The organism is Methylobacterium guangdongense (genome assembly GCF_038442355.1).
In the GTDB taxonomy this organism is placed as follows: Bacteria; Pseudomonadota; Alphaproteobacteria; order Rhizobiales; family Beijerinckiaceae; genus Methylobacterium; species Methylobacterium guangdongense.
The window spans coordinates 194,422-208,882 of the sequence record NZ_JBBXMX010000007.1; the positions used below are offsets into that span (position 1 = coordinate 194,422).

The 14,461-nt window shown below is 67.8% G+C and carries 11 protein-coding genes; 9 read left to right on the top strand and 2 right to left on the bottom strand.

Features of this window, described 5'->3' with window-relative positions:
- Positions 1-90: 90 nt before the first annotated feature.
- Together AAHG09_RS15785 and AAHG09_RS15790 are read right to left on the bottom strand one after the other, a co-directional pair.
- Positions 91-1,002: a DNA-binding response regulator gene (locus AAHG09_RS15785; protein WP_342108372.1), complete on the bottom strand. Its 912-nt coding sequence runs from the start codon at positions 1,000-1,002 to the stop codon at positions 91-93.
- The gene (locus tag AAHG09_RS15790) at positions 995-4,390 is read right to left on the bottom strand and encodes a hybrid sensor histidine kinase/response regulator (protein ID WP_342108373.1); all 3,396 of its coding nucleotides are present in this window, start codon (positions 4,388-4,390) and stop codon (positions 995-997) included. The genes AAHG09_RS15785 and AAHG09_RS15790 overlap by 8 nt, the downstream gene beginning before the upstream one ends.
- Before the next feature lie 274 nt (positions 4,391-4,664).
- Here AAHG09_RS15790 and urtA point away from each other — a divergent pair, with 274 nt between their 5' ends.
- From urtA to AAHG09_RS15835, 9 genes are all read left to right on the top strand, one after another.
- Positions 4,665-5,933 (top strand): urea ABC transporter substrate-binding protein, encoded by a 1,269-nt coding sequence (gene urtA, locus AAHG09_RS15795; RefSeq protein ID WP_342108374.1) that lies wholly within the window; start codon positions 4,665-4,667, stop codon positions 5,931-5,933.
- A gap of 234 nt (positions 5,934-6,167) precedes the next feature.
- The gene (urtB, locus tag AAHG09_RS15800; protein WP_342108375.1) at positions 6,168-7,094 is read left to right on the top strand and encodes an urea ABC transporter permease subunit UrtB; all 927 of its coding nucleotides are present in this window, start codon (positions 6,168-6,170) and stop codon (positions 7,092-7,094) included.
- Between the two features lie 13 nt (positions 7,095-7,107).
- Complete coding sequence (gene urtC / locus AAHG09_RS15805) at positions 7,108-8,292, top strand: urea ABC transporter permease subunit UrtC (protein ID WP_342108376.1); 1,185 nt, start codon at positions 7,108-7,110, stop codon at positions 8,290-8,292.
- A gap of 7 nt (positions 8,293-8,299) precedes the next feature.
- On the top strand, positions 8,300-9,085 hold the full coding sequence (urtD, locus tag AAHG09_RS15810) for an urea ABC transporter ATP-binding protein UrtD (protein ID WP_243966584.1): 786 nt from the start codon (positions 8,300-8,302) through the stop codon (positions 9,083-9,085).
- Positions 9,086-9,087: 2 nt separating this feature from the next.
- Positions 9,088-9,852: an urea ABC transporter ATP-binding subunit UrtE gene (gene urtE / locus AAHG09_RS15815; RefSeq protein WP_342108377.1), complete on the top strand. Its 765-nt coding sequence runs from the start codon at positions 9,088-9,090 to the stop codon at positions 9,850-9,852.
- A 10-nt stretch (positions 9,853-9,862) separates the two neighbouring features.
- Positions 9,863-10,882 (top strand): alpha/beta fold hydrolase, encoded by a 1,020-nt coding sequence (locus AAHG09_RS15820; protein WP_342108378.1) that lies wholly within the window; start codon positions 9,863-9,865, stop codon positions 10,880-10,882.
- Positions 10,883-10,944: 62 nt separating this feature from the next.
- Positions 10,945-12,174: a formamidase gene (fmdA, locus tag AAHG09_RS15825; RefSeq protein ID WP_043760420.1), complete on the top strand. Its 1,230-nt coding sequence runs from the start codon at positions 10,945-10,947 to the stop codon at positions 12,172-12,174.
- Positions 12,175-12,372: 198 nt separating this feature from the next.
- Positions 12,373-12,690: an FmdB family zinc ribbon protein gene (locus AAHG09_RS15830; RefSeq protein WP_342108379.1), complete on the top strand. Its 318-nt coding sequence runs from the start codon at positions 12,373-12,375 to the stop codon at positions 12,688-12,690.
- 181 nt (positions 12,691-12,871) lie between these two features.
- On the top strand, positions 12,872-13,921 hold the full coding sequence (locus AAHG09_RS15835) for an aliphatic amidase (RefSeq protein ID WP_342108380.1): 1,050 nt from the start codon (positions 12,872-12,874) through the stop codon (positions 13,919-13,921).
- Positions 13,922-14,461 lie beyond the last annotated feature (540 nt).

Consider the following 14,461-nt stretch of genomic DNA (forward strand, 5'->3'; position numbering starts at 1 on the left):
GACGAGGCACGGCCCCAAGCCCCTGTTGTGACGCGCTCTCCTGCGCCGAACCGGTCTCCCCTTCGGCAGAGGGCGCTCTGAAGCGAAACGTCAACCGCCGCCCTGCAGGCAACGATTGGCAATCATGGAAGCTGCGGTTCTGTTCTCAACGCCAAGCTTGGCATAAATGGCTTCGAGATGTTTGGTCACGGTCCGGTGGCTCAGGCCCAGGATTTCCCCGATGTCCCGGCTCGACTTGCCTTGAGATAGCCAGAACAGGACCTCCGCCTCACGCGCGGTGATGGGCAGGCCCGCGCGCAACCGGGCGAGGCTCAGGGCCGGATCGTCCTGCGCGAGGCGCAGCAGGATCTCGTCGGCCGTGCCGCCGACGAACGTGAGCATGTGCGGTGCTCCCTTCGGATCCTTCAGGGTCAGGGGGCTGGACGTCGTCCCGGCGAGACAGGCTCGCAGCCAAGCGACGGCCTCAGGCGGCAGGGACAGCACGCCGTCGCGCGCCGGAGCCAGGGCGGCGATGAGCTGTCCGGCCTGCGGCGTACACCACAGGACCCGTCCAGTGCCTGAGACCGCCAGCAGGGTCCGACCCATCGCGTCGAGAGCCGTGCGGGCAGAGCGGGCGGAGCGCGCCCCGGCGAGGTGGGTGCGGATGCGGGCCAGGAGCTCGTCGGGGACGATGGGCTTCGTCACGTAGTCGACGCCGCCGGCGTCGAGGCCGCGGACGATGTGCTCGGTCTCGCTCAGGCCCGTCATGAAGATCACCGGCACGCCGGCGAGGTGCGGCTTCGCTTTGAGACGGCGGCAGGTTTCGAAGCCGTCGAGGCCGGGCATGACCGCATCGAGCAGGATCACGTCGGGGGTGACCTCGTCGACGAGGGCGAGGGCGAGATCGCCCGCCACCGCGATCAGCACGGTCGCGCCCGAGCGCTCGATCGCCTCCGTCAGGAAGCTCAGCGTCTCGGGCGAATCGTCGACCACGAGGATCACGTCGCGGCCGGGCTCACGCATCGCCGGCGAGCTCCTTCAAGACCGTGAGGTAGCGGCGCAGGTCGTAGCCGGCGATCAAGCCGCGCATCTGCACGACGAAAGCCTGAGGCACGGCCTCGTCCTGCTCCATCGCCGCAAGCTTCGCCTCGATGCCGCGGATATGGCCGATGCGACCGAGCCGCAGCAATTCGCCGACATGGCCCGCGCCGGGGCGGGCCGGCGCGGGCTGATCGTCCGGTGCGGCAGCCGTGGGGGATGACCCAGGCCCCTCCGCCCAGTCGAGGCGCAGCAGGGCACCGGTCCGGTCCAGCACGTCGCGCAGGTCGAAGGGCTTGGTGAGGATCGCGTCGTGGGGCGGGCTGTCGCCCCGCAGGGGGCCGAGTTCGTGGACGTTGGCGGACATCATCGCGATCGGCCCGGCATAGCCCCGCGCGCGCAGCGCCGCCGCCACGTCCCAGCCGCTCAGGCCGGGCATCGCGATGTCCAGAAGGATCAGGTCGATCCCCTCCGGCCCCTTCGTCTCCGCGACGGCCGCGAGGCAGGCCGGTCCCGTCTCGGCCTCGCGCACGGTGAGCCCGCGCGGTTCGAGGATGGCGCGCATCAGGGTACGGTGCGCCGTATCGTCGTCCACCACGAGCACGGTCCGGCGCGGCCCCGCATAGGCTGGCTCCGGGCGGGACACGGGCGCGGCGGCGGATGCGGGCGTGAGGGCCGGCTGCGTCACCGCGGCCAGCATCAGGCGCAGGCGCGCCTGCGTTCCCCCGCCCGGCGCGGGCGTCAGGGCGATCTCCCCGCCGAGGAGTTGCGCCAGCAGGTTGGCGATGGTCAGCCCGAGCCCGGTCCCGGGCGTGCTGCGGGCCGCCGGCGTCGAGCCGCGCTCGAACGGCTCGAAGATCCGGGCCAGATCGGCCTCCGGGATGCCGGGGCCCGTGTCGCGGATCGTGAAGACCGCGACCTGGCTGCGGTAGCTCAGATCGAGCGAAACCGTCCCGCGCGGCGTGAACTTGATGGCGTTCGAGAGCAGGTTGAGAAGCACCTGTCTGAGGCGCTTCTCGTCGGTGGCGACGACCTGCGGCAGGATCTCGGGACGCGTGAAGCGGAAGTCGAGCCCGGCCTCGCGCGCCTGGAGCCGGATCATGTCGGCGAGCTGGTCGAGGAAATCCGCGAGCCGGATCTCGTCGCGGTTGATCTGCAGGCGGCCCGCCTCCATCCGCGAGATGTCGAGGAGCCCGTCGATCAGGCCCGAGAGGTGCTGGGCGCTGCGCCGGATCACCCGGATGCCGTTGAGGCGGCCGGCGGGGATCGACGGGTCCGTCTCGAGGAGCTGGGCATAGCCGAGCACGCTGGAGAGCGGGGTCCGCAATTCGTGGCTGAGGCCGACGACGTAGCGGCTCTTGGCGTGGTTGGCGGCCTCGGCCCGCTCCTTGGCGTCCTGGAGCTTGGCGTCGGTCACCTTGTGGGCCGCGATCTCGGCCTCGTAGAGGGCGGTCTGGCGCCGCGTCTCGGCCTGGGCGACCCGCCGGCTCTCCTGCGCGAGCACGAACAGCCACGCGACGACCCCGAGGATGACGACGAGGATGAAGAACACGCTGGTCAGCGCCGCGCGCAGGACGTCGCGATGGTCCGGGTGGGCGAGGCTCGCGCCCGCATGCACGACGCCGAGGATCAGCCCGATCACCGTGCACAGCGTCAGCATCACCGCGAGATAGCGACCGAGCGGCGCGCCGATCCAGGCGGCGGTGCGGCGCGGCAGGATACGACCGAGGGTCTCCTGGGCCTGGACCTCCAGCCGGCCGTGCGGCTTGCAGAGGTCGCCGCAGCGCGCGTCGAGGGAGCAGCAGAGCGAGCAGATCGGGGCGTCGTAGGCCGGACAATGGGCCATGTCCTCGCCCTCGAAGGCCAGCTCGCAGACCCGGCAGGTGATCTCCCCCGTCCCCCAATCCGCGCGCGGGGTCCGGGCCAGATACCAGCGTCCTCCCGTCGCCCAGGCCAGGGCCGGCGCCGTGCAGAACGCGATGGCGAGGGTCAGCAGCGGGGCGAAGGCCCGCGGCATCGCGCCCAGGAGACCGAGGTGGAGCAGGCAGCCCGCCGCCAGGGCGAGCAGCATCGCCCCGGTGCCGACCGGGTTGACCGCGTAGAGATGCGCCCGCTTGAACTCGATGCCGGGCGGCGACAGGCCCAGCGGCTTGTTGACGGCGAGGTCGGCAGCGAGCGCCCCGACCCAGGCCGAGACGACGCAGGCATAGAGCGGAAGGGTGCTCTCGATCGTCTTGTCGATGCCGAGCATCATCAGCAGCACGGCGATGGCGACGTTGAAGACCAGCCAGACGACCCGGCCCGGATGGCTGTGCGTGAGGCGCGAGAAGAAGTTCGACCACGCGATCGAGCCCGCATAGGCGTTGGTTAAGTTGATCTTGAGCTGCGAGACGAGGACGAAGGCCCCCATCATCAGAAGCGCCGCCTCGCCGTTCCCGCCCGTCACGTAGCCGAAGGCGATGCGGTACATCTCGGTCGGCTCGGCGGCCGCGTCGGGCGGGACGCCGTGCCCGAGGGCGAGGACGGCGAGCCCGGCCCCGAGCAGGATCTTGACCATGCCGGGCAGGATCCAGCCGGCGCCGCCCGCCAGCACGGCCAGCCACCAGGCCCGGTCGCGCCCGGCCGCCGGCTCGGGCACGAAGCGCAGGAAATCCACCTGCTCGCCGACCTGCGCCAGCAGCGCCAGCAGCACGCCGGTGGCGGTGCCGAAGCGGACCAGATCGAAGCCGTCCCCCCCGCCGTCGAGGCCCGGGAACGTGGCGAGGTCATGCAACGCGGCGGGATTCCGGACGGCGATGCAGATGAGGGGCAGCAGGCCGAGGGCGAGCCAGAGCGGCTGCGTCCAGATCTGGAGCCGGCTGATCAGCCGGATGCCGTAGGCCACGAGCGGGATCACCGCGCTCGCGCAGACCAGATAGCCGAGCCAGAGCGGCAATCCGAGGCAGAGTTGCAGCGCGAGCGCCATGATCGCCGCCTCGATGGCGAAGAACAGGAAGGTGAAGCTTGCGTAGATCAGCGACGTGACCGTCGAGCCGAGATAGCCGAAGCCGGCCCCGCGGGTGAGCAGATCCATGTCGACGCCGTAGCGTGCCGCGTAGGTGGTGATCGGTGCCGCGGTGGCGAAGATGATCAGGCCGACGACGAGGATCGCCGCCAGGGCGTTGACGAAGCCGGCGGTGAGGACGAGCGTGCCGCCGATCGCCTCCAGGGCCAGAAACGAGACCGAGCCGAGCGCCGTCAGGGCGACCTCGAAGCCGGACCAGCGCCGGGCCTTCTTGGCCGTGAAGCGCAGCGCGTAATCCTCGAGGGTCTCGTCCGCGACGAAGCGATTGTAATCGCGCCGGATCGGGATGATGCGCTGCGGGCCGCTCATCGGCCGCCGGTCCGGCCTCGGCTGGCGCCACCGCGGCAAGCGACCTCAACCGCGCGTGACTTGCAACGCGCAGTCCATAGCGCCCTTACGCGGCGTGAATACGCGACCCCGAGCGTCATCTGTTCCTGAACGAGACGGATCGACTCTGCGGGAGAGGCAAGAGGCCGGCCATACGCAAAACAGCGTATATGCTGCACCGCGGCAGCCGACCTAGCCTGCGCTCGTCGATCCGCGGCCGCCTCGCAAGGCCCCGGACGGGAACAGGGTCAGGCAGATGGCAGACGACACCGACAAGGGCGCGGATCACGGCTTGCGCTCCCCGTTGCGGCGCAAGCTGCTCATGGGGCTGGCCGGCGCCCCGGCGTTGGCGCTGATGCCGCGGACGGCCTGGGCCGCGCCCGCGACCGCGGCGGTCAACAGCACCGGCTTGGCGGTGACCGACAGCGAGGTGACGGTCGGCATCCTGCACTCGATCACCGGCACGATGGCGATCTCCGAGACGGGCGCGCAGGAGGCGGAAAAGCTCGCGATCCAGCAGATCAACGATGCCGGCGGCGTGCTCGGCCGCAAGATCAAGATCATCCAGGAGGACGGCGCCTCCGACTGGCCGACCTTCGCCGAGAAGGCCAAGAAGCTCCTGGTCAACGACCATTGCGCCGCCGTGATGGGCTGCTGGACCTCGGCCTCGCGCAAGGCGGTGCTGCCCGTGTTCGAGCAGTATAACGGCCTGCTCTATTACCCGACCTTCTACGAGGGCCTGGAGCAGTCGAAGAACGTCTTCTACACCGGCCAGGAAGCGACGCAGCAGATCCTCGCCGGCCTCGACTGGGTGCACAAGGAGAAGGGCGGCGACAGCTTCTACTTCATCGGCTCGGACTATATCTGGCCGCGCACCTCCAACAAGATCGCCCGCAAGCATGTCGAGAACGTGCTCAAGGGCAAGGTGGTGGGCGAGGAGTACTTCCCGCTCGGCCACACCCAGTTCAACTCGGTGATCAACAAGATCAAGCTGACCAAGCCGAAGGTGATCTTCGCCGACGTGGTCGGCGGCTCGAACGTGGCGTTCTACAAGCAGCTCAAGGCGGCGGGCATCGATCTGTCGAAGCAGGTGCTGATGACGATCTCGGTCACCGAGGACGAGATCGACGGCATCGGCGGCGAGAACATCGCCGGGGCCTATGCCTGCATGAAGTACTTCCAGTCGATCGACAACGAGAACAACAAGGCCTTCGTCGCCGCCTTCAAGAAGATGTGGGGCGAGAAGACCGTCATCGGCGACGTGACGCAGGCTGCCTATCTCGGCCCCTACCTGTGGAAGATGGCCTGCGAGAAGGCCGGCTCGTTCGACGTCGACAAGGTGGTGGCGGCCTCGCCGGGGATCGAGTTCAAGGCTGCGCCGGAAGGCTACGTCAAGATCGACGAGAGCCATCACCTCTGGTCGAAGACGCGGGTCGGCCGGGCGAAGACCGATGGCCAGTTCGAGATCGTCTACACCAGCCCCGAGCTGATCAAGCCGGATCCGTTCCCGAAGGGATATCAATAGCCCCAGGCCCGCACACAGTCCGCGCCGCCGCTCATCCGATCAAGCGCGGGTCCCCTCTCCCGTGCGGGAGAGGGACAGGGTGAGGGATGCGACCTCTCCGGAAGAACCTGGTCCCTCACCCCAACCCTCTCCCGCACGGGAGAGGGGGTCCGTCGCGGACTTCAGAACCGGCACCGAACAATCCGCTCGGAGGACGCTCGCCCTCCGCCCCGATCTGCAGCGGAAGACCAAGACATGCTCGGCGACTATTCCCTCGGCGACCTCGGCGCGATCTTCGCCATGCAGGGCTTCGCCGGCCTGATCCTGTTCTCCGTCTACCTGCTGATGGCGCTCGGGCTTGCGATCATCTTCGGCCAGATGGGCGTGATCAACATGGCCCACGGGGAGTTCATGATCCTCGGCGCCTACGTCACCTATCTCTGCTCGACCGTCTTCCAGACCTACCTGCCGGCGCTGTTCCCGATCTACTTCTTCATCGCCATGGGCCTGGCGTTCCTCGCCTCCGGGGCCTTAGGGATGCTGGTGGAATGGGGCCTGATCCGGTTCCTCTACAAGCGCCCGCTCGATACGCTTCTGGCCACCTGGGGCCTGTCGCTGATCCTTCAGCAGGCCTACCGGTCGATCTTCGGCGCCCGCGAGGTCGGCGTCGAATTGCCCTCTTGGCTGATCGGCTCGGTGCAGGTCACCGACACGATCGAGATCCCGATCAACGGCCTGTTCGTCATGGCCGTCACCATCCTGATCACCGTCAGCGTCGCGCTGCTGATCTTCCGCTCGCGCTTCGGCCAGCAGGTCCGCGCCGTGATGTCGAACCGCGCCATGGCGGGGGCGGTGGGCATCGATACCGAGAAGGTCGACCGCTACACCTTCGGCCTCGGCTGCGGCATCGCGGGCATCGCCGGCTCGGCCTTCACGATGATCGGCTCCACCGGGCCGACCTCCGGCCAGCTCTACATCGTCGACACCTTCCTGATCGTCGTGTTCGGCGGCGCCGCGAGCCTCTTGGGCACCATCGCGTCGGCCTTCTCGATCTCGCAGACGCAGTCGACCCTGGAATTCTTCCTCTCCGGCTCGATGGCCAAGGTGATCACCCTGCTCGCGGTGGTCGGCATCCTGATGCTGAGGCCCCAGGGCCTCTTCACCCTCAAGGTCCGGCGCTGAGGATCATTTCACGATGACCAACCCCGTCCAGACCCTCACCAAGTCGGTCACCGTCAACGACAACCCGTTCATGAAGCCGGTGGAGTGGCTGAGCCTCTTCCTCCTGGCCGGGGTGATCCTGGTCGTCCTGCCGCTGATGCTCGACAGCTTCCGCCTCAACCTCGTCGGCAAGTACCTCACCTACGCGTTCGTCGCCCTCGGACTGGTGATCTGCTGGGGCTACGCGGGCATCCTCTCGCTGGGCCAGGGCGTGTTCTTCGGCCTCGGCGGCTACGGCATGGCGATGTATCTGAAGCTGGAAGCTTCGAGCATCGAGAATACGAAAATCCAGTCGACGCCCGGCATCCCGGACTTCATGGACTGGAACCAGATCACGGCGCTCCCCTGGTTCTGGCAGCCGTTCAAGAGCCTGCCGCTGACGCTGATCCTGACGGTCGCCGTCCCGGTCCTGTTCGCGATGCTGATCTCCTTCGCGATGTTCAAGCGCCGGGTCGGCGGCACCTATTTCGCCATCATCACCCAGGCGATCGCCGCGATCCTGACGATCCTGATCGTCGGCCAGCAGGGCTATACCGGCGGCATCAACGGCATCACCGACCTGCGCACCCTCCACGGCTGGGACATCCGCACCGATGGCGCCAAGACCATCCTGTACTTCGTCAACGGCGGCCTGCTGATCGCCTGCATCCTGGCGGCGCAGTACGTGAAGAAATCGAAGCTCGGGCGCATCCTCGTCGCCATGCGCGACAAGGAGGATCGGGTCCGCTTCTCCGGCTACTCGGTGGCGGGGTTCAAGGTCTTCGCCTTCTGCTTCGCCGCCGGCCTCGCGGCCATCGGCGGCGCGATGTTCACCCTCCAGGTCGGGTTCATGTCGCCCTCCTTCGTGGGCATCGTCCCCTCGATCGAGATGGTGATCTACGCCGCGGTCGGCGGGCGCCTGTCCCTGTTCGGCGCGGTCTGGGGCACGCTCTTGGTCAACTGGGCCAAGACCAGCTTCTCCGAGAGCTTCCCGGACCTCTGGCTGTTCGGCCTCGGCGCCCTGTTCATCGCGGTGGTGCTGGCCTTCCCGAACGGCCTCGCGGGGATCTGGCGCGAGCAGATCGAGCCGCGCCTCACCCGCCGGGTGAAGGGCCTGCAGGCGCCCGAACCCGCCATCGTCCCGCCCGAAAGCGCGCCCGTTGGCGCCCCGGCCGAGTGAGCACGCCATGAACGCCGCGATCCTCTCCTCCCCCGTGGTCGGCGCCGAGGCGGCCCCGCCCGATCACCTCCTCGCGGTCGAGGCGCTGACGGTCTCGTTCGACGGGTTCAAGGCGGTCAACGACGTGTCGTTCTACGTCGAACCCGACGAGATCCGGGTGATCATCGGCCCGAACGGCGCCGGCAAGACCACGGTCCTCGACCTGATCTGCGGGCGGACCAAGGCCAGCGCCGGCTCGATCAAGTACAAGGGCCAGGAGCTGACCAAGCTCTCCGAGAGCGCGATCGTGCAGGCCGGCGTCGGCCGCAAGTTCCAGACGCCGTCGATCTACGACGACCTGACGGTGTTCGAGAACCTGGAGATCTCGTTCCCCCGCGGGCGCTCGGTCTTCGGCGCCCTGACCTTCAAGCGCGACGCCGAGGTCCGCGACCGGATCCACGCCATCGCCGAGACGATCTTCCTGAAGGACCAGCTCAAGGAGCGGGCCGAGTTCCTGAGCCACGGCCAGAAGCAGTGGCTGGAGATCGGCATGCTGCTGATCCAGGACCCGGAACTGCTGATGCTCGACGAGCCGGTGGCCGGGATGAGCGTCGGTGAGCGGATCAAGACCGCAGAGCTCCTCAACCAGATCATCAAGGGCCGCTCGGTGCTGGTGATCGAGCACGACATGAAGTTCGTCGAGGACATCGCCCACCGGGTGACCGTCCTGCACCAGGGCAAGGTGCTGTCTGAGGGCTCGATGGAGCGGGTCAAGAACGACCCGAAGGTCATCGAAGTGTATCTGGGACATTGACGATGGGCTCGCTCCAGACCGCGCATCCGCCCCTGGTCCAGGCGCCCCCGCTCGCCACGATCCCCTCCGCGACGCCGGCCCTCGCCGTCGAGGACCTGCACGCCGCCTACGGCCAGAGCGAGGTCCTGCACGGGCTCACCTTCTCGGTGGCCCCCGGCGAGATCGTCGCCGTGATGGGCCGCAACGGCATGGGCAAGACCACGCTGATGAAGACCCTGATGGGCCTCGTTCCCGTCAAGGCCGGGTCGATCCGGGTCGAGGGCGCGGACGTGGCCGGCCTCAAGAGCCACGCCCGGGTCGCCAAGGGCCTCGCCTACGTGCCGCAGGGCCGGATGATTTTTTCCACCATGACGGTGCAGGAGAACATCGAGACCGGGCTCACGGTCACCGGCACCCGCAAGGTACCGCAGGACCTCTACGACATGTTCCCGGTGCTCCTGGAGATGAAGGGAAGGCGCGGCGGCAACCTGTCGGGCGGGCAGCAGCAGCAGCTCGCCATCGCCCGGGCGCTGGCGAGCCGGCCGAAGGTCCTGCTCCTCGACGAGCCCACCGAGGGCATCCAGCCCTCGATCATCCGCGAGATGGGCCGGACGCTCAAGAAGATCCGCGACGCGCGCGGCCTGTCCATCGTGGTGTCCGAACAGGTCCTGAGCTTCGCCCTCGACGTCGCCGACCGGGTGATCGTGCTGGAGAACGGCGCCATCGTCCACGAGGCCCCGCGCGACGGGATCGACGAGGCGGCGGTGGCCCGGTTCCTGTCGGTCTGAGGAGCGCGGAATGGCCGATTACGAGATCTTTGAACTCGGCGACTTCGTCCTTCAGTGCGGCAAGACGCTGCGCGCGGCCAAGCTCGCCTACAAGACCTTCGGGACTCTGAGCCCCGCCAAGGACAACGCCATCGTCTACCCGACCTGGTACTCGGGCCAGCACACCGAGAACGAATGGCTGATCGGCCCCGGCAAGGCGCTCGACCCGGACAAGTACTTCATCATCATCCCGAACATGTTCGGCAACGGGCTCTCGTCCTCGCCGAGCAACACGCCTGCGCCCTGGAACGGGCCGCGCTTCCCCAACGTCACCGCCTACGACAACGTCCGCGCCCAGCACCGCCTCGTCACCGAGCATTTCGGCATCGAGAAACTCGTGCTCGTCACCGGCTGGTCGATGGGCGCGCTCCAGACCTACCACTGGGCGTCGATGTACCCCGACATGGTGCCGAAGATCCTGCCGTTTCAGGGCTCGGCCAAGTGCTCGCGGCACAACTACGTCTTCCTGGAGGGCGCCAAGGCGGCGCTCCAGGCCGACGCCGCCTGGGCGGAGGGCTGGTACACGAGCCCGCCGACGCGGGGGCTGCGCGCCTTCGGCCGGGTCTATGCCGGCTGGGGCCTGTCGCAGACCTTCTACCGGCTCGAGGCCGACATCACCCACATGGGCTACGCCTCGCTTGAGGACTTCCTGATCGGGTTCTGGGAAGGCCTGTTCTACGAACGCGACGCCAACAACCTGCTCGCCATGCTGTGGACGTGGCAGCACGGCGACATCAGCGCCAACGACACCTTCAAGGGCGACTTCATGGCGGCGCTCGGCGCCATCCGCGCCCAGGCGATCCTGATGCCCGCCTCCACGGATCTGTATTTCCCGCCCAAGGACAACGCCATCGAGGCGGCTGCCATGCCGAACGCGGAGCTGCGCGTGATCGACACGTGGTGGGGCCATTTCGCGGGCGGGCCCGGCACCAGCCCGGACGACATCAAGGTCCTCGACGACGCGCTGAACGAGCTGCTCGCGAGCGGGTGAGATTCGCGCACCGGCGCGCGGATGGGGTCCGCCCCAAGGTTCTAGGGAGCTGGAGACAGAACATGCCCGAGACGCTGATCAAGGTCGATCTCACGCAATCGGCCTACGACAACGACATGGTGCACAACCGCTGGCACCCGGACATCCCGATGGTCGCCTATGTGAAGCCGGGCGCCGACTTCATCGTCGAGACCTACGACTGGACCGGCGGCTTCATCAAAAACAACGATTCCGCCGACGACGTGCGCGACATCGACCTGTCGATCGTGCACTTCCTCTCGGGCCCGATCGGCGTCGAGGGCGCCGAGCCCGGCGATCTGCTGGTGGTCGATCTCCTCGACATCGGCGCCAAGCCCGAGAGCCAGTGGGGCTTCAACGGCTTCTTCTCGAAGAAGAACGGCGGCGGCTTCCTCACCGAGCACTTCCCGCAGGCCCAGAAGTCGATCTGGGACTTCGAGGGCATGTTCACCAAGTCCCGCCACGTGCCGGGCGTGCGCTTCCCGGGCCTGATCCATCCCGGCCTGATCGGCTGCCTGCCCGATCCCAAGATGCTGGAGACCTGGAACACCCGCGAGAAGGCGCTCTACGACACCGATCCGGAGCGCGTGCCGGCGCTGGCCACGCTGCCCTTCGGCCCGACGGCCCATATGGGCCGTCTGAAGGGCGACGCGAAGGACGCGGCCGCCGCCACCGGCGCCCGCACGGTCCCGCCCCGCGAGCACGGCGGCAATTGCGACATCAAGGACCTGTCGCGCGGCTCGAAGATCTACTTCCCGGTCTACGTCCCCGGCGCCGGCCTCTCGATGGGCGACCTGCACTTCAGCCAGGGCGACGGCGAGATCACCTTCTGCGGCGCCATCGAGATGGCCGGCTGGGTCCATCTCAAGGTCGAGCTGATCAAGGACGGCATGGCGAAGTACGGGATCAAGAACCCGATCTTCAAGCCGTCGCCGATCACGCCGAAATACGACGACCACCTGATCTTCGAGGGCATCTCGGTCGACGAGAGCGGCGGCCAGCATTACCTCGACGTCCACATCGCCTACCGGCAGGCCTGCCTGAACGCGATCGAGTACCTCAAGAAGTTCGGCTATTCGGGCGCCCAGGCCTACTCGATCCTCGGCACGGCGCCGGTCCAGGGCCACATCTCGGGCGTCGTCGACATCCCGAACGCCTGCGCGACCCTCTGGATACCGACCAAGATCTTCGAGTTCGACATCAACCCGGGCGCCGACGGACCGACCCAGTTCCTCGACGGCTCGATCCAGATGCCGCTCTCGCCGGATCTGTGATCTTCCGGTCGTCCGGTGGGCATTTCGGTCTCACCGGACGCGACCTGCCCCCTCTCCCGTGCGGGAGAGGGTTGGGGTGAGGGATGCGACCTCTCCGGACAGATCTCGCCCCTCACCCTGTCCCTCTCCCGCACGGGAGAGGGGACCCGCGCTTGATCCGGCAGCGATCTGATCCGGCAGCCCCTCTGAAAGCACCCCATGCCCGTCTACGACTACGCCTGCGAGGCCTGCGGGCCCTTCACGGTGATGCGGCCGATGGCCGAGTTCCGCGATCCGCACGCCTGCCCGGATTGCGGCAGCTCGAGCCAGCGCGCCTTCCTCACCGCGCCGCGCATCGCCGGCATGGATGCAGGCCTCAGGACCGCCCACGCCACCAACGAGCGCAGCCGCCACGCGCCCAGGCGCTCGGGCGGTCACGGGGCGGGCTGCGGCTGCTGCTCGCCGAAGAAGACGACCGCCGCACCGGCCGCCGCCAAGAGCTTCCCGAAGGCAAGGCCCTGGATGATCAGCCACTGAGGCGACCTTCCGGGCTGCGCACGCTCTTCCCCTCCCCCTTGCGGGGAGGGGCCAGGGGTGGCGGTGGTTCAGGATCGAGCGTCCCGGTGCCTTCTGCGCCACCCCCACCTCCAACTCCTCCCCGCAAGGGGGAGGAAGCACGTCAGCGCTGAAGACTTACAGGTCAGGAGGACATCACGCCATGATGCACGGAGACATCTCGTCCAGTCAGGACAGCGTCGGCGTCGCCGTCGTGAACTACAAGATGCCGCGCCTGCACACCCGCGCGGAGGTGCTGGAGAACGCCAAGGCGATCGGCAGGATGATCGTCGGCATGAAGACCGGCCTGCCCGGCCTCGACCTCGTGATCTTCCCCGAATACTCGACCCACGGCATTATGTACGACGCCGCCGAGATGTACGAGACCGCCTCGACGGTCCCGGGCGCCGAGACCGAGGTGTTCGCCGCCGCCTGCCGGGAGGCCAAGGTCTGGGGCGTGTTCTCGCTCACCGGCGAGCGCCACGAGGAGCACCCGAACAAGGCGCCCTACAACACCCTGATCCTGATGAACGACCAGGGCGAGATCGTGCAGAAGTACCGCAAGATCATGCCCTGGACCCCGATCGAGGGCTGGTATCCGGGCGACCGCACCTACGTGTCGGACGGGCCGAAGGGCCTGAAGATCAGCCTGATCATCTGCGACGACGGCAATTATCCCGAGATCTGGCGCGACTGCGCCATGCGCGGCGCCGAGCTGATCATCCGCTGCCAGGGCTACATGTATCCGGCCAAGGAGCAGCAGATCGTCATCTCGAAGGCGATGGCCTTCGCCAACAACGTCTACGTTGCGGTCTCGAATGCCGCCGGATTCGACGGCGTCTACACCTATTTCGGCCACTCGGCGATCATCGGCTTCGACGGTCGGACGCTCGGCGAGTGCGGCGAGGAGGAGATGGGCATCCAGTACGCGGCCCTGTCGAAGTTCCTGATCCGGGATTTCCGCGCCCACGGCCAGTCGGAGAACCACCTCTTCAAGCTGCTGCACCGCGGCTACACGGGCATGATCAACTCGAAGGAGAACCGGCACGGGATGTCGGAATGTCCTTACGACTTCTACCGGCGCTGGATCGAGGATCCCGACGGAACCCGCGACGCCGTCCGGGCCATCACCCGGCAGAGCGTCGGGACCGAGGAATGCCCGATCGAGGGTATCCCGATCGTGGGTCAGGGCGAAGGGCCGCCGAATCCCTGATCCGCCGGGCCTGCCCGGCCTCGGCGCAATCTCTGCCGCATGACGCCGCCGCCGCGGCTCCGGGCCCGTTCCCGGAACGGCACCCGCGGCAGCGAACGGTTGCATCCGTGACCTTCGATGCCAAGACCGGGCAAACGGCGTCCGGCCGATCCTGGTCACCGGCCAGGGCCCGCCCGGGCGTCTGAGACGGGTTGAACGGCAGCCGTTTTAAGCTGTCTAGTCGGGCTGCGAGAGTCACGATCCGTGACTACGACATACTGAGGAATAATACTTTTTCCATCTCCTTCCGGGGAGGGGCCAGGGATGGGGGTGGTGCAGGATCGAGTGGTCCGGTGCCTTCTGCACCACCCCCATCTCCAACTCCTCCCCACAAGGGCTACGGGCGACACAGGTTTGCGGTCCGTCGAGCGCGTCCTCGACAGGTCGAGGCGCGGGTCCCCTCTCCCGAGCGGGAGAGGGACAGGGTGAGGGTCGAGAACGTTCCGAACCCGGCGCACCCTGTTGGGGGCATCATTCCCGCGCTCGATCCTGCGCGTTCTC

Coding starts and splice junctions, on each gene's coding strand:
- AAHG09_RS15785 (WP_342108372.1), bottom strand. CDS start 1,002: ATGCGTGAGCCCGGCCGCGACGTGATCCTCGTGGTCGACGATTCGCCC.
- AAHG09_RS15790 (WP_342108373.1), bottom strand. CDS start 4,390: ATGAGCGGCCCGCAGCGCATCATCCCGATCCGGCGCGATTACAATCGC.
- urtA (WP_342108374.1), top strand. CDS start 4,665: ATGGCAGACGACACCGACAAGGGCGCGGATCACGGCTTGCGCTCCCCG.
- urtB (WP_342108375.1), top strand. CDS start 6,168: ATGCTCGGCGACTATTCCCTCGGCGACCTCGGCGCGATCTTCGCCATG.
- urtC (WP_342108376.1), top strand. CDS start 7,108: ATGACCAACCCCGTCCAGACCCTCACCAAGTCGGTCACCGTCAACGAC.
- urtD (WP_243966584.1), top strand. CDS start 8,300: ATGAACGCCGCGATCCTCTCCTCCCCCGTGGTCGGCGCCGAGGCGGCC.
- urtE (WP_342108377.1), top strand. CDS start 9,088: ATGGGCTCGCTCCAGACCGCGCATCCGCCCCTGGTCCAGGCGCCCCCG.
- AAHG09_RS15820 (WP_342108378.1), top strand. CDS start 9,863: ATGGCCGATTACGAGATCTTTGAACTCGGCGACTTCGTCCTTCAGTGC.
- fmdA (WP_043760420.1), top strand. CDS start 10,945: ATGCCCGAGACGCTGATCAAGGTCGATCTCACGCAATCGGCCTACGAC.
- AAHG09_RS15830 (WP_342108379.1), top strand. CDS start 12,373: ATGCCCGTCTACGACTACGCCTGCGAGGCCTGCGGGCCCTTCACGGTG.
- AAHG09_RS15835 (WP_342108380.1), top strand. CDS start 12,872: ATGATGCACGGAGACATCTCGTCCAGTCAGGACAGCGTCGGCGTCGCC.